The 22166-nt window shown below is 58.4% G+C and carries 13 protein-coding genes; 7 read left to right on the top strand and 6 right to left on the bottom strand.

Annotated features, from left to right (window positions below):
* The first annotated feature begins 556 nt into the window (after window positions 1-556).
* The 3 genes from QA639_RS34390 (at window position 557) to QA639_RS34380 (ending at window position 3832) form a co-directional block, all read left to right on the top strand.
* Window positions 557-1303 carry a YqcI/YcgG family protein gene (locus QA639_RS34390; protein ID WP_283088304.1) on the top strand — a complete coding sequence of 249 codons (747 nt, stop codon included), beginning with the start codon at window positions 557-559 and terminating at the stop codon, window positions 1301-1303.
* A gap of 130 nt (window positions 1304-1433) precedes the next feature.
* Window positions 1434-2732: an APC family permease gene (locus tag QA639_RS34385; RefSeq protein ID WP_283088303.1), complete on the top strand. Its 1299-nt coding sequence runs from the start codon at window positions 1434-1436 to the stop codon at window positions 2730-2732.
* Window positions 2729-3832: a radical SAM protein gene (locus tag QA639_RS34380; protein WP_283088302.1), complete on the top strand. Its 1104-nt coding sequence runs from the start codon at window positions 2729-2731 to the stop codon at window positions 3830-3832. The genes QA639_RS34385 and QA639_RS34380 overlap by 4 nt, the downstream gene beginning before the upstream one ends.
* 56 nt (window positions 3833-3888) lie before the next feature.
* Here QA639_RS34380 and QA639_RS34375 read toward each other — a convergent pair whose 3' ends face one another.
* Window positions 3889-4095: a cold-shock protein gene (locus QA639_RS34375; protein ID WP_283088301.1), complete on the bottom strand. Its 207-nt coding sequence runs from the start codon at window positions 4093-4095 to the stop codon at window positions 3889-3891.
* 853 nt (window positions 4096-4948) lie between these two features.
* On the opposite strand from QA639_RS34375, the gene QA639_RS34370 reads away from it, so the two are divergent.
* A complete protein-coding gene (locus tag QA639_RS34370) occupies window positions 4949-7303 on the top strand; it encodes a hypothetical protein (protein WP_283088300.1) in 2355 nt (784 codons plus the stop codon).
* 338 nt (window positions 7304-7641) lie between these two features.
* Here QA639_RS34370 and QA639_RS34365 read toward each other — a convergent pair whose 3' ends face one another.
* The 3 genes from QA639_RS34365 to QA639_RS34360 form a co-directional block, all read right to left on the bottom strand.
* On the bottom strand, window positions 7642-8748 hold the full coding sequence (locus QA639_RS34365; protein WP_346283710.1) for a phospholipase effector Tle1 domain-containing protein: 1107 nt from the start codon (window positions 8746-8748) through the stop codon (window positions 7642-7644).
* Entirely contained in the window at window positions 8749-9120 is a 372-nt protein-coding gene (locus QA639_RS42040; protein ID WP_428841198.1) for a T6SS phospholipase effector Tle1-like catalytic domain-containing protein, read from the bottom strand. It abuts the gene before it with no gap.
* Window positions 9121-9260: 140 nt separating this feature from the next.
* Complete coding sequence (locus QA639_RS34360; RefSeq protein ID WP_283088299.1) at window positions 9261-10637, bottom strand: coiled-coil domain-containing protein; 1377 nt, start codon at window positions 10635-10637, stop codon at window positions 9261-9263.
* A gap of 777 nt (window positions 10638-11414) precedes the next feature.
* On the opposite strand from QA639_RS34360, the gene QA639_RS34355 reads away from it, so the two are divergent.
* Both QA639_RS34355 and groL read left to right on the top strand, forming a co-directional pair.
* A complete protein-coding gene (locus QA639_RS34355) occupies window positions 11415-11729 on the top strand; it encodes a co-chaperone GroES (protein ID WP_283088298.1) in 315 nt (104 codons plus the stop codon).
* 85 nt (window positions 11730-11814) lie between these two features.
* Window positions 11815-13464: a chaperonin GroEL gene (gene groL, locus QA639_RS34350; protein WP_283088297.1), complete on the top strand. Its 1650-nt coding sequence runs from the start codon at window positions 11815-11817 to the stop codon at window positions 13462-13464.
* A gap of 928 nt (window positions 13465-14392) precedes the next feature.
* Here groL and QA639_RS34345 read toward each other — a convergent pair.
* Both QA639_RS34345 and QA639_RS34340 read right to left on the bottom strand, forming a co-directional pair.
* Window positions 14393-17074 (bottom strand): Ulp1 family isopeptidase, encoded by a 2682-nt coding sequence (locus QA639_RS34345; protein ID WP_283088296.1) that lies wholly within the window; start codon window positions 17072-17074, stop codon window positions 14393-14395.
* Between the two features lie 731 nt (window positions 17075-17805).
* Window positions 17806-19047, bottom strand: coding sequence for a cytochrome P450 (locus tag QA639_RS34340; protein WP_283088295.1), 1242 nt, complete (start codon window positions 19045-19047; stop codon window positions 17806-17808).
* 1031 nt (window positions 19048-20078) lie between these two features.
* Here QA639_RS34340 and tssA point away from each other — a divergent pair.
* Complete coding sequence (gene tssA / locus QA639_RS34335; RefSeq protein WP_283088294.1) at window positions 20079-21677, top strand: type VI secretion system protein TssA; 1599 nt, start codon at window positions 20079-20081, stop codon at window positions 21675-21677.
* Window positions 21678-22166 lie beyond the last annotated feature (489 nt).

Below are 22166 nucleotides of genomic sequence, written 5' to 3'. Positions count from 1 at the left end.
CGCTCGCGACGCGAGATGGTATCGCCGTCTCTCACCTGTGCATCCATGATCTCCGCGGCGCGGATCTCCTCAAGGATCTCGATGTAAGCACCTGGAGGCGGCCGCGCCATCAGATTCGCGGATGGATGCAACGATATCTGCCGCCATCAAGTCTGTCAGGTTACGAAGCTTCTCACCGAATATTTCCGCAGGCATCGTCGATGGTTATCAAATCGGGACGCCGACCAGCTAAGCCCTGGGCAAACTTTGCGCTCAATCCCACAGAGGTGTGGTCTCAAAGCGACCCTCACTGTCGACTTGCCGACATCAAACCTAGGGACATCACACAGGGTCATCAGAGTGATCCCATTATCCGAAGGTGACTTTCTCGTTTGGCACGCCCCCTGCAGGTCTACCCGCAAATGCTCTCCACCATAGAGGAGAAGTCATCCATGACAGGCCCGCCCAACATCGGCGCCGGACATTGTGCTCTCCGAGGCGGCGGAACACCTTCTGGCGTACCGACCTCAGCCATCGCCGCTCAACGCTTTGTCCCCTAATTGGAGCGCGAAAGAGCATGCTGATTAACCAGGGTGAACTCGCCGGCCTCACTGAACGGTTCCTTTGGGGTCGCGCAGTGATTTTGTACATTCTAACGAAGTTCGAAGATGAGGCCGGGAGCCGCGCGGGTTTTCCCTGCTTTTTCGCGCAGAACGCGGTCAGGCGAGGCAATCTACGCTTCCTTCTCGTCCCATATGACCTCGAAAAGTCACGATATGAATTAGACCATCTTGCTTGTGGGTTACGCAGCTACATTGAGGAGATCGATATCGACACTCTCGATATCAGCCGCCACCGTCCATTACTTGTGCTCTTTGAGCCGGTCCCCTCACTGACGACCAGGAACAACTTCAAGCAGATTTTCATCGAAGCGATGCAATATCTGCTAGATCACGATCAGCGACCCTGGCCTTCGCACGTGTCTAAGGATCCTGCGCACCATACGTGGACGATGTGCTTCCACGGCTGCGAGCTCTTCGTCAACGTAAGCCATCCAGCGCACGTTCTTCGCAGGAGCAGAAACATGGGAGCCGGGCTAGCCTTCGTCATCAACCCTCGTAAGATCTTTGACGTCGCAGCTCCCGCCAATCGGCGCGGCAGAGCTGTCATGGCAAAGATCAGACGCAACATTGACGTCTACGATGACGTCTCCCACAGCCCGTTGCTGGGATCGTACCTTCTAGGCGAAGCCCAGTGGCCCCAATACATGATCGACGACAACAACGAGGATGAACCCCTGCAGTGCCCTCTACGTTTCTACTGAGTTGCGGCACGGTTTGAATTTCGCCTCGTCAAGACCATGGGTGGCGGTCCATTGGTTTAAGCGTTAAGCGAGGGATGTCTCCCGACCGTGACATAGGCAGGATCAAGAGGTTGCAAATGTGAGGTTCGCGGTGATTGCGACCTGGGGCGAGCGCCTCTCTCTTCCGAGGGCTGATGTGAAAGGTGAACTCCAGAGCGAACTCAAGGGACACCTGGGACTTATCTCAGGTCTTTTGCTCATCGTCACGGTGATCCTTGGATCCGGCATTCTTGTGATCCCGGGACTAGTATTCGAAAAGCTCGGCGAGGATGGCATCTACGCTTGGCTAGCCTGCTCGCTACTCTCCGCGCCGATCCTGGTAACAATGGTTATTCTAGGTAGTGCTTATCCGAGCACAGGTGGGGTGGCATACTATGCCAAACTTGCATTTGGTCAGTACCTGGAGTCGCTGGTCGCGCTGCTCTTTTTTGGAGCAACGGTATTGGGTTTGCCATCTATCGCGATTGTGGGGGCGACCTACTTGCAAAAATTGACCGGCTCCAGCGTGGATATTCATCCCCTTGCCGCGCTATTCATCTTGCTTGCTGCCTGCCTTGCTCTGTCGAGCAGCGAGACACTCTCCAGTGGCGTAAGGCTCGTGGGTGGCTCGTCATTATTTCTCTTAGTGGGCATGCTCGTCGTCCTGCTCATGCTAGCGGTGCGCACTAACGGTGCCCGATTCAGTGGCCCGACAGATCTTCCGTCGATCGCAGGGCAGATTCCACTGATCTTCTTCTCTTTTGCCGGCTGGGAGATCGCGTCCCACTTGTCTGCGGACTTTCGCAATCCTCGAAGGACGTTTGGCCCAGCCATGTTCCTTGCGTTCATTCTGGTCTGCTGCGTGTACATCACCAGCGCGGCGCTCGTGCATGTCTCCGATATCAAGTCAAACTTTGATGCACCAGTATTTCAGGCTGCGGTACAAGTCGCTCCGACTGCACCAGGCTGGCTGGTTCCACTGCTTGGTACATCGCTGATCGCAGCCAACCTCTTCGGATCAGTTGTGGCCGTCTCGCGGCTTGTTCTTTACCTTGCTGGGCAAGGTTTTCTTCCCGCCGGTCTTGGTTACTTGCGCAACGGCACTCCCCGAAACAGTGTATTGTTCGTGGCTGCGTGTCTGATCACGGTCGTGGTCGCCGATCAGATTCGGTTGCTAAATATCGAAACAATGTTCTGCTTGGCCGGAATGAACTTTCTGGCCATTTATGTCATTTCGGCCGCCGCGCTCGCCAGGCTGCGGCGCGGATCGGTTTCGTGGCTGCTCGCTGGCTTGGTTGTGATTCCATCCGCGCCGATCATGCTCAGCGCAAAGTCTTCGCTCCTCTACATCGCATCTACTGCCTTCATTGCGTACTTTTCGAACCGCAACAATCGAACGAGATTGTCATGAATCAACGCCATATCAATGAGGAGTTCAAGACCGTCTCTATGAGAGAGGGCCTGCTTCCTGTGAAAGTCACGCCGTTCTACGAAAAGAAGATCAAGGAAGAGGTTGCGGCGCTGGGCAATCATCTGGGGCCACTTCACCGAGTGTCCTTTCCAACCCAGGACAGAATTTCATTGAGGGCGCCTAACGAGGTTAAGGATTTCGTCAACGACAGATCAAATGCGTGTGGGCAGGCCAACAAGACCTCGATAGTGCGAAAATACGCAGACCGTGTACTCTTCCTGACCACGTCGAAGTGCTTTGGACACTGTCAGTATTGTTTTCGGATGGACGTGTTGAGTGAGCACAAGTTTATTGACGAGCCAAATGAGCAAGGTGCGGATCTGGACCGGTTGATTGAATACCTTCGTCGCCAACCGGAAGTCACTGAGGTGATCCTGTCAGGGGGAGATCCCTTGATGCTGCCAGCATCGCGGCTGGAGACAATCATCGAAGGCATTCGATTGGTTCCATCGGTGAAGTCGATCCGAATTCATACCAGATCGATTGTATTTGCACCAAAGGCGTTCACCCCAGAGAAGATTGGTATCCTGGCAAGACACGGCCTTCGCATCACCTTCCACATCGTACACCCGTACGAAATCTGCGAAGAGGTCTCCGAAAAGATCGCAGACCTTCGAGGCCACAAGATTAGGCTCTACAATCAATTTCCATTGCTGCGAAACACCAATGATCATCAACTCGTACTTCATCGTCTACTGGAAAAGCTCGACGGGATGGGCGTGCGCAATCTGTCAATCTTCATTCCAGATCCGATCAACTTCTCCGCGGCTTTCCGCGTGCGTTTGGGTCGTATCTGGCACATTGCAGATCAACTCAACTTGTTTTCGCCATCATGGATCAACTCGACGCGGTTTGTGCTGGATACCAGTCGCGGAAAGGTGAGGCGAGAACATCATATCGAAACGAACAGCGAGACCGATCTCGCCCTCTTCGTGCGCGACGGAAATTCAGTTCCCTTCCCGGATTTCCCTGAGCATCTCGATGTCCCAGGAGAGCTCGAAGTCATGCTATGGAAGGAATATGGCAGAGCGAAGGTGTGATGCCAGGACGGTCGAGCGCCGAGGCGTTAAATCAGCTCGACCTATCCTGATCGTACCTATCCAATTCGAAGATCTTCGGCGGAGACCTTACCCGAACGGCCGCTCTTTGGTTCATAGCTAATGCGAGCGCCCTCCGGGAGGCCGTCATGGCCGGCTTTCTCAACAGCACTAATGTGCACGAAGACGTCCGGTCCCCCATCATCGGGTTTGATAAAGCCATATCCCTTGGTCGGATTGAACCACTTCACGGTACCCATCGCCACTGCAGTATCTCCAGTTTGAAGCCATGTCTATCTAGCCGAGGTGCGAGGCCGATATCAAGACGACTGCTGGGAGCTTTTCGTTGTTGTCGCCTTCGAATCTGAGAGGGGCGTCTAGAAGATCGCGCATGGCGGCTCGGTGCGCTTCGCTTTAGTGTAGCGTTGAGGCATCGATCATCGGCCCCTCGCGGATCGCGACTATCTCGGTCCATGCGTTTCATTGCACCTGCACTCGTCGCGACGTAGACGGCCGCGCATGATCTTAAATTCGTCGCGCATCCAGCATGCCCGATGTTGCTTCAGAAGGTGCGTCGCGGGGCTGTCATTGCAGTGTACGTTTCGTGCGCAATACGTCTCTTGCCAGGAGTTGATCGTGCATGAGGTCCGGGTCTTCCCGATCAGCTCGTTGGGATGTGCCGGTTTGGCAATTGATGGTTGACGAAGCTGGTCAAAATGTAGCGCGATGAGTGAGCTGTGATTGTCGAATGCGCTGCCCATGCTCACAGCAATCGAAGTGGCCGAGGTTCAGGCCGCCATTCCCGGTTGACCTGGCTCCATGCCAGAGAGTCCACGGGCCGAAACCTCGCACTTGGCGAGATCAAATTGGAACAGCGGACGACTTCGTCGGAAATCAGCGCACTCAGACAGGCGTCGCCGGCGCGCAGACGCTTTTGACTGCATTTTTCGATGAAGTTGAGTTCGATCGCCGTTGTGATCCGGGATTTCTTACACTCGTCAGCTTTTCGACAGCTGTCTCCTATAGAGGCCTAAGTCTCGCTCTAGCCACGCCCGCGTCCCGCAATGAGGGCATAGGTGTGCGAGCGCACATGACCTTTGCTGAGAACAGGAGTGCATGATGGATCCAGTCGACCCATTCAATGCAGGAGCTTGGGTGCGGCAATACGCCGCCATGCAGCAAGGGCAGCGGGCGGGACAACGGCCCCATGGCCGGCAAAGCAGCTTTGAGCAGCAGATCGAGAGGTTGCAACTCAATTCACCCGATGAAAGTACGGCAAGCTCGAATTCACCTGACGAGAGTCCTGAGGCGCGGTCTGGACAGATTCGGCCCGCTGAACTCGGCGGTTCGATGCGGTTGCCATCATGTTCGCGGCTGACGGACGATTCGTTCAGCAGCGCGCGCCACAGCGTAGATATCTCCCATGGACGACGCGGAGGGGCGACCCAGCTATCGCCGCAGTCCAATTTGCAGGAAGATCTTTTCAGCAGCGCGCGCTACGCCTTACCAGAGGTACAGTCGGCGATCGAGCCCAAGAACAGCAAACGACGTGGACTGTGGTCGCGCATCAAGTCAGAAGTTGGAAAGGCGTTCCGGGGAAACAGCAGCGGAAATTCGTCTGGCTCCGGGGCGCATCAAGAGTTTTCTTCGATCACGTTTCGTGCCGACCCTGCCAAGCAGCCGGCGCGAACGCGAGGGCTTCGCGACGAGGACGAGGCGATCATTCAGGAGTTCGCGGCGAGCGCCACTGGCAACTTGAGCGATGGCACCCTGAGAAATGCCGTGGCCGATCTGCGCGCTTTAAGCGCCCTCCTGAGCGAGAACCGTCGGCCGTCAATTGCAGCCCGAATTGACGACCCCGCGTTGACCTCTGGGCTGGACATCGATGCAGAGACCTATGCGAAGGTAAAAAAACGTGGCAGTCGCATGAAGACGGCGTTGAATAAGCTCCGGGAGGCCCGCGCGGGAGGGGCCCTGCCAGCCGATATCCGCCGTCTGAATCCTTACCCCGCAGACGCTACTTTGATCGACATGTGGGCTGCGGCGGAAAAGGCGACACACAGGATCGAGCCGGAGACTGTCGATAGGCAGGCTCGGCGCCTTTCCAGGCTGAGTGATTGGCTGCAAACTCACAACAGAGGAGCCATGGCTGGTCGTCTCTTCACCAACGGGTTTGCCGGTGACGTTGAGGCGTACAAGCGTGAAACCCAGGACACGAAAATCGGCCCTGATTTGCTGAGGCTTGGCCGATATCAACAGGTTCACGATGCAAATAGAGAGTTAGGGATGCCTCCTCCCGAAGCGCATTCAGCCGGTCCGGTACCCGAGCAGCCGTATGGGGCGCCGCACGCGCTGCCCACAACACCAGCCACCCCGAGCGAGGGAGCATGGGATTTGCTTCGGGAGGCGATCCATGGGCCCTCTCGATCATCGAGCGTACCTTACGACGGAACGCAAGCAACCTTGTTGAGGGAGCCGAGCCGAGAGCGCGGACCCTCATCGTCCGCGCCGTACCGTGGTCCGCAGTTCAATGCGTTTTACGACCTTCCAGCAACGCCGGCCACCCCGAGCGAAGGAGCCTGGGATTTGTTTCGGGAGACGATCCATGGACCCTCTCGATCATCGAGCGTACCTTACGACGGGACGCCGCCGACCTTGTTGAGGGAGCCGAGCCGAGAACCCGGACCCTCATCATCCACGCCGTACCGTGGTCCCCAGTTCAGCTCGTTTTACGAACTTCCAGCAATGCCGGCCACTCCGAGCGAGGGAGCTTGGGATTTGTTGAGGGGAACGGCGGGAGGACCCGCCCCATCATCATCCGCAAGGCATCCGCCCTCAGACATATACGGCGATCTTGAGGTTAATCTGAATCCGCCGACGTCTCATGACTTGCAGCACGAAGGTCACTCGATGCCGGCATCTGGCATTGCCGGACCGCCGTCGTTCGTTGCTCCATCAGGGGCCTCTCAAGAACTGCGGGATATCGGGACTATCGTTGGGGACGGCTGGGAGCACCGCTCGCAACCGGCCTCAGACGTCCTGATTGACGTACTGGGCAATATCAATCTGCTGCCAAACCAGTTCGGGCCAAGCCAGTTTGCGATCAACGGTGAGCGCTACTCGGCCACGCTCGGACCGGGAGGGCGCCGGGACGTTCGTCTTATCCATCATCCTCGCGCCAGGCAGACAAATGAAGCAGCCGGGCCGTCGCAGCAGCCCCATCGCCCGCCGCAGACAAGTGCTGCTCGTGCATCACACGAAGGCGCCGTCGACCTTGGGTATCTCATCCGCGGCGGGTGGGAGCACCGCGAACGCTTCCTTCCGCCTCACCTCGTCCGCGCACTGGAGGGCCAGCACCTGATGCCGGACGCCGAGAACCCGACGTATTTCAACATCCGCGGCGTGCCTTACAGGGGCGAATTGGACGAAACGGGCGGTCGCCGACGCGTTCGCATCTACCCAGAACGTAGCTGAAGAATTACGTCAATCATCAAACGGTCCGCTCGATTTGAACGGAAGACGAAACCTGCTTCCGCGAGGGGATCATGGTGGAGTTGCTCGCGCACGCACCAGTGCGGCGAGGGCCGATGAAATCGAAGTTTCATGAACTTGTTCGGCCGCCGGGCATATCCGGTCATTACGGAGATCAACGATGCCGTGCACAGCCGATAGCGATTTGGCTCCCTTCTGGGTGGGTATTCAAGCGCCCATCGGTCTGGTGAGCTCCCGAATTGTCAACCGTCTCGCTGAGCAGCCGGCGATTCCGACGGGACGGCCATTAACCTCGCTCACGTTTACGGCCCTCACCACCTTCAAGAAGGCGGATAGTAGATCTTGAATTCGTCGTGATGTCTCATTGACTCAGGCCTGTATGGGCCATGTCCCGCACATTGTGTTACCTCGTCCAATTTGAACCGTTCCCTCACGGACGGATGGACGCGTGCGTCATGTGGTATTTTTCGGATCTCTTCGTCCCAATTGAGTCGGCTAAGCTGCCCACGGAGCCATTTCATCCATCCCGGCAACTTCTCCACGTAGTCATCGATGGCGTCTCGCATGCCCGCAAGTTCGCAATGCTCGACGCCGTCCGCCCGGGGATAGAGGTTCAAGTGCGTGCCAGCGCCGCCGGTGTTCTCCAGCTTGTTGCCATTCACGAGCACCGGACCAAGCTTCAGGCCATTTGGTATGGAAGTAGCCTGTTCGATCATCCAGGCAAGGGCATTGTCTGAGAGCCTCGACTCCGTCTCAGGATAGCTACCTCCGATATCGGAGTGATTGCCCGCAAACCACATCTGCACCAATTTGGGTGGTCCTTCCGCGTCCGACTTGACCGCTGGATCATCGGCAACGGTCCCCCACTGCACTCGCTGGAAATCCTTCCGGTTTTCGTCGATCGCGTTCGCCGCACGGCCGAAACGGACGTAGACGCTGAGCAGACGATCGAAGTTCTCGTCCTTCCATTCTGCATAGTGTTTGCGCGGAGGATCTCCAGCGTTGGGAAAATCTCCGATGACCTTCAGGCGAGATTGTTTCTGTGCACGCGCCCACCAGCCGCCCATGCCGAGGACAGTCAGCGCGAGGAGACCCCACCAAGTGGGCCAAAATGCCGTCCACGGAGTCAGGAGCAAGGTGACTGCGAGCATGGGGAAAGCCGCAGCCAAGCCGACTGTAAGCGCGATTGCCAGAGCCAATCCGGCTTGGATGACGAAACGACGGAAACCCTTGGCTCCCAGCGAGGCAACCGTGTCGAAGACGCCAATGAAGTAGGGAGCTACGTTGGAGTTAAAATCTCCATCGGATCCATACTTCTCGCGAAATCGTCGCGCTTGTTCGAGGCGTTCGGCTGCATATCGATCACGAGGATATCCGGCACCGTGCTCGAGCACCACCGTGACAGCCTCTGTGGCGATGTCGCCCACCTACTTCCGGAAGCGCATTAGCGGGCCTGTTGGTGTCCTAGTCGGCACCCCGCACAACATAAGTAGGTTCGCCAGGCTGCGGACGGTGTAGGCGCCGCGACTAAAGCCGACAAGGAAGATCACCGGGTTCGTATTGGTTGATGATGAAGGTATAGCAATCGGCGATGTTTCTAACGATGTCATTGCCAGTAACCGAACCGAGCATTTTTGAATGAATCGCCAGGGCGCGGTTAGGGCGGTGGCCCCGATATCGGTACCGAGCCCTGGGTCGTAGAAGGCCACCTGTTCGTGAGGATCGATAGGGTTATCGGGGCTTGTCCGGGATGCGCGGTACATCTTGTAGACGTTACTGACTCGCTGCTCGGGACGCACGCCGCCATCTTGGCCGGTCCCGTCCGAATAGACCACGATATTCTTTGTCTAGATATCCTCCAGTTAACGCGTCAGTCCGTTCACAAATGTTGCTCAATCGAACGACATCAGCTTGCATCGTAAGATCGGACACCCCGCGATCACGTTGCCGGTAAGTCAGAAAACAGGTCGCGCAAAGGAAGCCCTAGGTACGCGGAGACTAGTTTTTGTTGGTCGGGAGACACCTTGTCGTTGCCGGAAAACAGCTTCTGAACATCGTCGACATCCAGCTCCAGCAGGCGTGCCATGCCAGCGATATCGCGGTTCGTGGCCTTGAGCGCCTCATCCAGATCGAGGCGACTGTAGCGCGGGCTGTAGTCGGCGCCGCCGACGCTTCGCAGCAGCGAGCTGGCGACCCCGCGGATCGCGGCCATCGAGCGATCGGACATCAATCCCGAAACAACCGCCAGCAACGAGATGAAGTAGGGGTTGAGTGGAGCGTTGCCGGCGAGTTTTCCTGTGTCGGCAAGCACAGGCACTCCGGCCTTTGCTATAATGAACATGACGATGGCCAAGACTGCGCCGAATGCAAGCCGAAGCGGGTATTCGCCGAACGAAAGTGAGTCCTGATCGTTGCTGATGAATGCGGCGAGCAAGTTCAGGGCGCTGCCGAGCACTCCCATTGAGATGAGCAACGACAAGACGACCATATCGTTCGTCCACAGCGCCACGGTGTAGACCGCTCCGCCCCAGACGCTGGAGAGCGAAGACAGTTCAGCGGTGACATTAAGGATGCGCTCGACGAGTTCGGGCGCGGTTGTCGAACTGGAATCTCCAAATAGCTTGGCAGCCGCCTGTTCGCGATCTTGCCGCTGTTCCTGGAGGCTGGCGATCCAGCTTTCTTTGCCCGTTATCTTGGCTTTATTCGTTTCAACCGTCGCACGAAGTTCTATATTCTCGATGTATCTCTTTTTCGCCTGCGCAAGTTCGCTGCCGAACTGCTTTTGCAGGTCGTCGCGAGAAAGCAGTAGTTCCAGTTGGGTAAGCAGCTCAGGGACAGTCGAGGTGCTTTCTGGCGGCGAGGTCGTAGAAATCGACGTCAACTGACCTGATGCTGTAGTGATTTTTTGCTTCAGAGATCTGACGTCCTCGGCAAGCCGGGCAGCCTCGTTTAGCTGTTCGGCCGCGAGCACCAGATTATTTTGCTTGTCTTTTGCGAGGTTTATCTTGTCTTGCGCAATGCCTTCGCGCAATTTTCTGATCGCCTCGGGCCAATTTTTGAAGTCCTCCCGAAACTGATCAATCCGCCAGATCGTCAAAGGCGCACCCTTCAAGCTCAATTCAGCGATCCTCGATTGGAATTGGGCTGCCGCAAAAAAGGTCACGGCGCCCGCCGCGGAGAGGACTACGAGGAGGCTCAATACAAAGCCGCCCAAAACGCGGACGGGTCGGAAGTCGCCGAGATAGCGTGTGACCCAGCTATCGCGCTTGGGCGCATTCTCTACTTGTGGCGTCGAAGTATCGGATGCATCGCTCATCGCAATTGTCCTCATCCGTGCGCATTTGGGGGCACATCCCGACGTGCAATTTGAGGGTGCTCTAATGAATGTTCAAAACCACCATGCCTGAATGCATCGATCAGTTGCTCGGTAGGCTGTCAAGCGTCAACCTGCGTCTTCCTTAATTGACAGCCGCTCTCCGGTAGAATGTTGCCCAGGCCTCGTTCCACCGGCTTCAGGCTCCTTGCTAACCGCCCAAAAATGCGTCTCTCGCGCTTTGCCGGCACGAAGAGCTTCACAAACCATCGCTCGAATTGCTCAAGCTTCTCGCCGGGCACTGACCACGGTCGAGCGGCGATTGATCGGATTGAGCTTATGTTGAATGGCGTCGTGTTCGATGCGCGAACTTCGTACGATACGGACAAAGTTGCGCGCCACATGCGCATAACGAAGCAATAGACTGCAGTTGCGCTTCAGGGGTGATTTCGCATACGCGCCACTCATCGCTGTTGTGCTTTTCCAGCCACTGTCCTGAGCGGCGGCCAAAGACCCCCGTCTGCTGCGACGCAAGAGATGGTCGGCGCACGGTCGTGCCGCGCCTGCGTCGCAGCTTGGGCCACACGGTCCGAGGCCGCGTTGAGGCAATGATCGCTAACGCAACTCCCAGATCAGGTGGCGAAGTATCCAATTTTTTCTGCTACGGACACTTGCTCCCGAAAAACCCTTGTCCTATTTCACTTTCGTCTGTGGCACTCATCGGCATCGAGTGCTGACAGCTTGGAGTTATCAAACCGTGCAAACACTCAGGAGGGCTGCATGAATTTCCGTCCACTTCATGACCGCGTCGTTGTCAAACGCATTGACGCAGACGAGAAGACCGCTGGCGGCATCATCATTCCAGACACCGCCAAGGAAAAACCCTCGCAGGGCGAAATCATCGCCGTCGGCCCGGGCGGTCGCGACGAGGCTGGCAAGCTGATCCCCATCGACGTCAAGATCGGCGACCGCGTCCTGTTCGGAAAATGGTCGGGCACCGAGGTCAAGATCGACGGCCATGAGTTGTTGATCATGAAGGAGAGTGACATCATGGGCGTTCTCACCGACGTGTCGTCCAGCAGGAAGGCTGCCTAATCCACCCGCTCGCACCGCTCGCCCTGAGGAGCGCCTGCCGGGCGCTCCGCCAAGGTGAGTAGACATCAAACTCAGGGAACTCATCATGTCAGCCAAAGAAGTCAAATTCTCCGTCGAGGCGCGCGACCGTATGCTGCGCGGTGTCGACATCCTCGCCAACGCCGTGAAAGTCACCCTCGGTCCAAAGGGCCGCAACGTCGTTCTCGAGAAGTCGTTCGGCGCTCCCCGCATCACCAAGGACGGCGTCACCGTCGCCAAGGAGATCGAGCTCGAGGACAAGTTCGAGAACATGGGCGCCCAGATGGTGCGCGAAGTCGCCTCCAAGTCCGCTGACGCGGCCGGCGACGGCACCACCACCGCGACCGTGCTGGCGGCTGCGATCGTCCGCGAGGGCGCCAAGTCGGTCGCTGCCGGCATGAACCCGATGGACCTGAAGCGCGGTATCGACCTCGCGGTCGAAGCCGTCGTTGCGGACCTCCAGAAGAACTCGAAGAAGGTCACCTCGAACGAGGAGATCGCCCAGGTCGGCACCATCTCCGCCAACGGCGATGCCGAGATCGGCAAGTTCCTCGCCGACGCCATGAAGAAGGTCGGCAACGAGGGTGTGATCACGGTCGAGGAGGCCAAGTCGCTCGAGACCGAACTCGACGTCGTCGAGGGCATGCAGTTCGACCGCGGCTACATCTCGCCCTACTTCGTCACCAACGCCGACAAGATGCGCGTCGAGATGGACGACGCCTACATCCTGATCAACGAGAAGAAGCTCTCCTCGCTGAACGAGCTGCTGCCGCTGCTCGAGGCCGTGGTGCAGACCGGCAAGCCGCTGGTCATCGTCGCCGAAGACGTCGAAGGCGAAGCGCTCGCCACCCTCGTCGTCAACCGCCTGCGTGGCGGCCTGAAGGTCGCAGCCATCAAGGCTCCGGGCTTCGGCGACCGCCGCAAGGCCATGCTGCAGGACATCGCGATCCTGACCGGCGGCCAGGCCATCTCGGAAGACCTCGGTATCAAGCTCGAGAACGTCACGCTGCAGATGCTCGGCCGCGCCAAGAAGGTGATGATCGACAAGGAGAACACCACGATCGTCAACGGCGCCGGCAAGAAGGCCGACATCGACGCCCGCGTTGCCCAGATCAAGGCGCAGATCGAGGAGACCACCTCGGACTACGACCGTGAGAAGCTGCAGGAGCGTCTCGCCAAGCTCGCAGGCGGCGTCGCGGTGATCCGCGTCGGCGGCGCGACCGAAGTCGAGGTGAAGGAGCGCAAGGATCGCGTTGATGACGCGATGCATGCGACCCGCGCGGCTGTCGAGGAAGGCATCCTGCCGGGTGGCGGCGTCGCCCTGCTGCGTGCCACCGAAGCGCTCAAGGGCTTGCGTACCAAGAACGATGACCAGAAGACCGGCGTCGAGATCGTGCGCAAGGCGTTGTCCTGGCCGGCCCGTCAGATCGCGATCAATGCCGGTGAAGATGGCTCGGTCGTGGTCGGCAAAGTCCTGGAGAAGACGCAGTACTCATACGGCTTCGATGCGCAGACGGGTGAGTACAGCAATCTGGTCTCCAAGGGCATCATCGACCCGACCAAGGTCGTGCGAACCGCAGTCCAGAACGCCGCCTCCGTGGCGGCGCTCTTGATCACGACCGAGGCCATGGTCGCCGAATTGCCGAAGAAGCCGGCGGCCGGTCCCGCGATGCCTCCTGGCGGCGGCATGGGTGGCATGGGCGGCATGGACTTCTGATCCAGCTGCGTCACGCCGAACCACGAAATGCGAAAGCCCTGGCAGCAATGCCGGGGTTTTCTACTAGGAGGTGCACGCACCACGCGTCGCCTTGGCCTGTTCGGCCAATTCTGCATGTCGATCGTTAGCCACCGCTGTCGCCTGGATCGGCGGGCTGCGGCTGCAATTGATTGTTCGGGCCTTTCACTGATGATCTTTTGAAATAGGCGAAGTCCTGTTTACCGAGGCGCCCGTCCGCCTTGTGTCTGACATTTTGTATGCATAAAATCGCATTCATTGCGATTTATGGCATATGAAGTACTGTATGGCTGAACCGTGCCGACGCCCGGCCCGAGCGCACTTCCATTCTGATTGCCGCGCCGCAACCAGCATCGTCATCGCCCCGTATCAGTGCCGCGAGACGTCGAGAGCTCACCGGCGTTCGCAAGCTCCGGCGCATTCTCAGATGGTGAGAGAATCGCTCAGTCGGCTCATCGAGTGATGTGGGCCCTTGCTCAGGAGCCATGCACAATTGCGACGCGAGGGGGCGCCACTGCACGTTATCTCGCCCGCGCGAGCATCCGCCCCCCGGCAATACGGTCATGTGGCGCGGGCTGTCGCGCCCCTCCAACATCACCAGCTCAACTCAACGGTCGACACGGGCTTGCAGCCGAGCGACTGACCTTTGATGTGCGTCCAGGGCGACCGCGGTATCTTGCTTAGCTTAGACTTGATCGAGTTCTTGGCGTGGCGATGCTTGGGGGTCGGGGGCGAGCGTTTGCTGCGACCTGGCCGATCGTGTTGTTCCTCGTCAGCTTGCCTCGTGAGGCGCCTTGCCGGCCGACAAATCGGCAGGTCCTCCAAGCAGCGGGAGGTCATTGTCGTCCTGATCCGCTGATTGGGCGCCCCCCACAGTCTGGTGTCGGTGAGAGCCGTCCCGCCAAATTCATCAGCCCAAGCGGGGGTGAGCGCTGAGCCGGTCCTGGAGCGCCTGCCGATCGGCAACCAGGTTGTCGAGATGCAGCGGCTCGTGCTCCGGCCGCTCTCCTTGCGCCAATCGTCCGACCACCGCCCGCGTGCCGGCCACCACAAAGACGCCGCAATCAAAAAAATTCTTCTGCTGGGGAATGCGGGCCAGCTGCAGGCGAGCCCCCAGCCTTTCGGCGAGATCTGCTGCAATGGCATTGTTGGTGCCCGCCAACGAGTCGTAGTGATAGGCAATTGGCCTTGCCCGCTCTCGTCGATCAACGAGCAGCAGCGACCAATGAGTGCCACGGCGATCGGGGTCGGTCGCACTGGCATCATTCACGGGCAGGAACAGGAAGTCGGCCGTGTCGTTTCCATTCCGATCAAAGACCATGCGCTGGAAAGCGCGCAGCGCGACATCGTCGGCGCCCAACCGCAGCTGATAATTGGCTATAAGTGGATCCCCGAACCGCGCCCGTGCGGCCAGGTCCGGATTGTCCCTCAGCAAGTCCTGTTCCAGGAGCGCATAATCCGCCGCTATATGTTCATCGCCTAGCCAGTCCTCGGCGCTGAGCTCTAGTTTGCTGTGGCCGGGCAGCGACGCTGCCGGACCTAACGCGCCGATCTGAGCATCGGATGCCGTGCGCTGGAACTCCGGGGCAGAGGGAGCACCGGCAATCGGCTCAAGAGATGTGGACGGCATAGACCAATCAAAGTCGAGCGGCTGCGCCCACCACGTGGAGGCGAACCCGACAGGTTCCTGCCATCCAGCTTTGTCGGCCTCCAGCGCCTGGTCAAGTGACGCCGGTCCGGAGCGCGGGAAATGGTCTTTATCCATTCCCCAGGGCGAATCCTGATCATAACCTTCCGCCGGAAGGACCACCGGCGAACCGGCCACGCCACGCAACACGCGGCGCTGCGTAGCGACCTCCGGGACCACTTGGGTGCGATGGGAAAGGTCTTCAGGAGCGGCGAATGGGACGTCAAAAGTCTCGCTGAGCTTGGCGCGCTTCGCCTCACCCGGGAAGGCCCCAGCACCGGTTTGCTCGATGGTGCGGCCAATGAACTCCCGGGCGGCGGAATTCTCCGGCCGCCAGCTTTGCTGGGGAACGCCCTCCGATTGATGTCCGAGCTGAACGTGAGCGTCTTGCGGATTGAATGGATTGCTTGGCCTTCTCACTCCTGCTGGCACCAACAGCGCCGTGTAATTGTCAGCGTTGATCACGAATCTGGTTGGTCGGTTCTCCTGGCTCGGCTCGGTGCCGCTCCTATCCAGCGCGAATATCTGCGCGGCCGGAGCGGGGTGGTGCTCGTGCGGCCGGTTTATGGGACGGGTAGCCTCAGCGAAATCCAGACCTTTCGGATCGTGCCAGGTCGGGAGAGACGACTCTGGCCCGGCCTCTTCCAACATTCCCCATAAGAGATCCTGATCATGATCTTCCGCGGAGAGGACCACTGGCGATGCAACATTGCCGCCTTCGCCGCGCGACGCTGAGACATATTCGTGCCCAGTAGCCCCTGGTATGGACGGCGCCGCCTCCGATTGCGATAGTCCGGCCTGATAGAGAGGGGTCTGCATCAGCATGCGATCGCTCGGACCACCGACCTCGCTCAGCTGCCAGCCAAAACCCGCATGAGTTGCAGCGGGTGAGTTCTCTTGCTGGGCCGCGTTGCCCGATCGTTGATGCGTGAAATGCGTTGAGGGTTGATCGAAGCGGTCGGCCGGCAGCGGATGGCCCAGATTCGCGGCGCCGAGCTGCTGCCCGTCCTTTTCCGAATTTTGCGCGCCCCAGTAACCGGCTGAATCCATTCCCGGCCACCCCTCAGATAGATCGAACCTGACGACGCCCCCCGCGCCGCACGAGTTTCCATCACGATCCAAAGGCTGCTCTTGATCGAGAAAAGACATAGGCAAATGATCGATCGGATCTGGCGAGTTCCGCGAACTGTATACGTTCTCACGCGAAACGACTTGGCCGGTGCTCGCGCGGTACTCTTGAAGCCGGTTCAACGCAATGAAGAGCATCTTGTCATTTGGAAACAACCTACCAGCATGGCCGACCAGCGTCTTGTAATCGAGGCGAGTTATTGAGGAAGGCAGGAGTTGCGCGGCTAGTTTGCGAAGGCTGCTTGCATAGGTGCCGGCGCTCTTCTGGTCGATCATTCGACCAAAGCCCGCAAGGACCGCCTCCTTGAGGAGGCGCTCGTCTTCCTTCGACGCACGATATTTTGTTGAGCTGAGGCGAGCAGGGGCGTTCGGATCACGATAGCGATCGATCAGCGACAACGCCGATAGCATGAGCCTGTCGTTTGGAAATAGCTGCTGAGCGCAATCGCGCAACTTTGCATCGTCTAACGGCGCCATTGTTTTGCCGGAAAGCTTGAGCTCCTGAGCCAATTCGCGAAGACGGCGATCATAAATGCCAATGGTGACTGGGCTCGCCGGGACGCGCCGAGCGCGAGCTAAATCGGTCGCCGCCTGAATGAGGCGGTCGTCTTCCTCAGCGATATCGAAGAGCTGCTTGTGCGGATATGCGGTATCGAACTCTTGCGCCGCCGCGCTGATGTGTTGCTCAAAATCTGCTTGCAGCTGGGGAGTCTCCGCCGCAGCATCGTACGTATCCGGATGTCGATCGAATCGGTTGGTATTATTGAGCGAATCCATGTTCCTGCTCCGCTGGAGCGGTCTCGAATTGCCTCTGCGTCGCCGTTCAGCCTCTTGGTATCAGCGTCAGCTGTCAGAAACCTGACGCATCACAAGAAAACTAAATCCTCCGTGGAGGATGCAGGTCGGCATCGAAAGGGCCGGAAGTCGTCGCCACAAGGCATCGCTCTCGCCGAAAGCCAGATGCTGTGGCTCACTTCCTTGCGTTTTTGGATTTGCTTGTCGATCGATGCGCGGTAGGGGCAGCGATCAGGATGAGAGTTATCACCCTGATTACCGCCTGGTCTGGATCGACGCTACGCGTGTTGAGAGTATACCGGAACGGTCGTATGGTGTCGGCCGATTACTGTATGAGGCCTGAAAGCTTTCACCTAATGTGGTGGTTTAGCCCTGCGGCATGGAACCACTGATCGCTTGGCCGCGGCTGCCACCTTTCGGCCGAAAGGAAGGGGGCGTTCGTCGTCACGCATGCAGCTCGTCTAACGCCACATTTTTGTCACGCCTTATCACAGACGCCGGGCTTCTCGTGCGGTCTTTGTGGGTTTCCAAGCAGTTGGGAGCCCTGCGAAAGCTAGCTCGCGGACCAATGCAAGTCTTGGTCGAGAAGTACCGAGCTTGCCGCGATGACAACTGCAGTGGGGCACGCCGGTCCCCCATGCAGTGGTACAACCTCCAATGCACCGAACGGTTTTGCCGTGTAGGCCATCCCTCATTTCAGTGCATCCGATAGCCTAGGCTATAATTCGGACAGGGAGCGCGGAATAACCGTGCACGAAGTTCGATGCAATTCGCTGCGGTTTGCCAACAATCTCGACCTCCAAGCGTGCATTCAGCATCTCCTCCCAGAGGATTTTCAGCTGCAGCTGCGCAAGGTGTCGACCGACGCAACGATGGATGCCGTATCCGAACGAGAGATGTTGACGCACGTTCTTGCGATCAATCACAAATCTGTTGGCGTCCTCGATCACCTCATCGTCGCGGTTACCAGAGATGTACCACATGACGACCTTGTCGCCTCTTCTGATTTGCTTGCCCCTCATGATGGTATCAGCCGTGGCGTTGCGGCGCATGTGTGCGATCGGCGTCTGATATCGAATAATCTCGGACACAGCGCTCGAGACCAGATTGGGGTTATCCCGTAGCTTTCGCAGCTCGGACGGGTGCTCCTTCATGAACAGCAGGCCCCCCGTGATTGAATTGCGCGTGGTGTCGTTCCCGCCAACGATCAGGAGGATAAGATTTCCGAGGAACTCACGTGGCTCCATTTGCCGGGTCGCGGATGAATGCGCCATCATCGAAATGAGATCAAGGCGCGGCTCGGCATTTATCCGCTCATTCCAAAGCCGAGTGAAATAGTCCAGGCACTCGGAAAGGACGGCGCTTCGCTTGTCCCAGCTGTCGATGGCGTGGCCAATTTTCGGTGTTGTGACGGCTATGTCCGACCAGTACGTCAGGAGCCGCCGGTCCTCAAACGGAAAATCAAACAGCGTGGCCAGCATCTGCGTCGTCAACTCAATCGAAACCATGTCGACCCAGTTGAAGGTATCATTGCGCGGCAAGCCATCCAGAATCGTTCTGACGCGACGGCGGATTAATCCTTCGAGTTTCGCCAGATTGTCCGGTGCGACTATCGGACTTACTGTATTGCGCTGTTCGGCATGTTTAGGCGGGCCCATCTTAATGAAACTGGGAGTCCAATGCTCCTCGGGCACGTCGACGATCGTCACACCTTGCTCTGACGTAAATATTTTATGGTTGGTGTCGACGGACACGATATCGCGGTATTTCGTTATCGACCAATATGGACCGTATGGACTGTCCCGGCAGTAGTGAACGGGATCCTCTCGTCGTAGCCGCTCGAAGCAGGGCCATATGCTGCCATCTTCAAAGCGCTTTGCTTCGCTTACATCAAGGCTGGTCAACGGAATACCGCAGGCGTCTTTGTCTCCGCGTGCTTCCAAGACGGTTTTCATGGCCGCCTCCTTAGTCTTGGCTCTCTGGAGAGCTCATGATCTCTGCAGGACTTCAATCGTTTAGTTTCGTTGCCGGATGCTTCAGTCGGCAAGGGTTCTCGCCCGATTAGGCAAAGAATATCCAAAAGCCCGGCGCTAGCCTCCCTACCATTTCCGACAGGAGCGCGACCGCTGTCGCTTTGGACATGCAAGCGGAACGCCGTCTGATGAGGCGCCCACTTCGCTGTCCGGAACACTTGCGATGGTCAGCTTATCGAGCGGATTCCGGTTCCTTATTAGGCTTCGGCCTCCCGGCGGCTCAAAGGTCTCGTTTCCGTCGTCGCACTGGTCGGGTAGCGGAGACAGCGCAAACGCGGTTGGGCATTGAACCGAACTATGACCTGTTTGATACCGATGCTGCGGTCACGGTCTTGCCGAGGCGACCTCGCTTTATGATTGATGTCCGGATCGGACGGCTCAACATTTCCAGTGGAGTGCGGACCAGCCGCCACTAGGCGATTGCAAGCTCGCAACGACCGCCGTCCTTGCGAGACATCGCCGGCCCGTCAGAACAAGGCGGGAACCCCGAAAGATACGATTAGACCGCCTTTGCCTGGCCCAAAAGGACGTTCTGTCGACGCGGTTGCTAGTTTGGGTCCGGCACGGCTCGGGCGATTTCCTTTATCGTGACGTACGACTTGAGTTGTCCCAGCGACGAAATAGCAGAGGATTTCGTATTGGAAAATTCGCGCCTCGGGGCGGTGATTGAGCCAGCTAATCAGGAGACCAACGTCTCTGATGTCGGACCTGCAACATGCGGTCAGGACCATGACACGGGCGACTAGGCATACTGTTTCGGCAAACCGAGCTATCGCAATTGGCACAAGGCTTGAAGGACTCGAGAAGGAATGGGTTCCAGTAGCGCCTGCAGGAGTGGCAGCGATGGCTTACAAGATTGTCGTCTTTCGGTTTATTTTGCGCGGCGGATGCGCCGCCGACCATGCCGATGCCGCGATCCGTCGCAATCCTTTTTCTTGCATGGCTCTTTGTGCATGATCGATTACTGGATTGCGGTTCGTGGCGACATCGATGCGCGCGCGCAACTGGGCGCTGCGCCAGTGCCGGGCCCAGCACCGGCAGGGAGCAATATACGTGAGACGGCTGAATTCGAACGGCTCGAAGCTGAGGTGCGACGCATCGACGCCGACGGGCCGCTGGCGGTTGATTGGCGGACGGTCGTTGTGCTGTCGCTCGACATCCTGTCGAAGCAGTCAAAAGACATTCTGGTCGCCTGTTGGGCGACCAACGGCCTGTTTCATACCGAAGGCTATCAGGGGCTCGCCGTCGGCTTGGGCGTTCTGCGCTGCATGTTGGAGGCCTACTGGGAGGAGCTTTTTCCGCCGGTCAAGCAGGAACGCGCGCGGGCCGGCGCGATCAATTGGCTCGTTGGTCGCCTGAGGCTGACAATAGTGGAGAATGCCCCGACTGAAGCCGATTATCCGGCTGTGCTCGACGCCTATGACGCCCTTGATGATCTTGCTGGCCAGCTCAGCCAGAAGCTCATCAACGAGCAGGTCGCTTTGGAGGATTTGTTCAGGGCGCTGAAATCGCATTACGATGAAGCCAAGCATGCGATTGCCGCCGCAGCAGAGCTTGCGGTTGAGGCGGCCCAAGTTGACGCGCAAGCCTTCGCTAAGCCGGTGGAATCAACCTCTCCAGCCGAGGCTGCTCAACCGGCAGCGCCGAGCGCAATCGGGTCGGTTGGCGCCGACGGCGACTGGGCCCGCTTGATCGACCGATTGCTCAATATGCTACGGCAAGCTGCTGCCGCCCGGCGCGTCGTCGCCCCCGCAGACCCGAAAGTGTATCTGCTCAATCGCGTTGGCTCGTGGATGCGCTTTGACGAACTGCCGCCTGATATGGAGGGCCGCACGACGATATTGCCGCCCGGCGATGACATTTGCGCATTTGAAGCAAAGGTTGCGGCAGGTCAGCACGCGGAAGTCGTGAATATGGCCGAAGAGCTGGTCTGGACACAACCGTTCTGGCTCGACGCTCACCGGCACGCTGCGAATGCTCTGGAGAAAATGGGGCCATTATTTGCGCCAGCTGCTACGGCTGTGCGCGCGGCGGTCGCCTTGCTGGTCAGATGTTATCCACGAATCCTGGATTGTCAGTTCAACGACGGCCGGCCGTACGCCGACGAGGAAACGCGCGCCTGGCTCGCCGTGGAGGAAACGGAGCGGTGTGATCCTGTCGAGGCAACGGTTGCCGAGGCTGACAGGCTCATCGATGTTGGACAGCCGCAGGCCGCATTCAAGAAGCTGTCGGGTGTGTTGGACGGGGTAACCTCGGAACGCGGGCGGTTCATCGGCCGACTTGCGCAGGCACGTTTTTGCATCGACACCGGTTTCGTCACAACAGCCATTCCACTGCTCGAACACCTGGAACAGGTTGTTGTCGAACGCAGGCTCGAAAGCTGGGAGCCTACGCTTGCGCTCGATGCTGCCGAACTGCGCTACCGTGCGATAACCCATCCCGAGGCGCCACAACTCATCGACGGACCTCCTCGTCGCGCCGCGCTTGAACAGATCCGAAGGCGGGTAGCGAGCATCGATATAGCCCGCATGAGCGAACTCGGTCGCGACTGATTTTGTCAGGGATTAGGTCGGGCTACCGCATATGGCGTAGCAAAGAGCGCGCGGCCGCAGCTCTTGAGCGAGCTCTCCAGTAAGCGCGAGTGAGCGGATCAATGAGCTGTCTTGGGGAGAGCCGGCTCTGTGATCGATACAAGCGCAACGACCATCGGCCATCGTCGTCGCTTCGACCACCGAGGTCTCGCTCCTGGATCAGATTCTCGTTGAAACCAAGATTACCCGACACGATGAGGGTACGACCGACTAGGCTGCATGAGATCGGCTCGTTAAGAATCCGCCAGAGGCCGCCAACTAACCGGGCCTTCTGTTAAGTGGCCCCAGCAACCTTTGGGGGCCTGTGTAGCGGCGGTTGCTGGGACCATCTACCCGCCCCGAGGGCAAGGTCGCGCAAAGAAGCGTAGGCGCCGGCCAGAAGAAATATCCCGTACTGCACATACATTACTATGCCAATCATGACGAGTGGGCTCAGCCCAAAAGGCACAA

Origin of the sequence: Bradyrhizobium pachyrhizi, assembly GCF_029714545.1 — a bacterium.
GTDB classification, from domain to species: Bacteria; Pseudomonadota; Alphaproteobacteria; order Rhizobiales; family Xanthobacteraceae; genus Bradyrhizobium; species Bradyrhizobium pachyrhizi.
The sequence above is the reverse complement of the archived record's forward strand: the minus strand, read 5'-3'. Positions and strand labels throughout refer to the sequence as shown.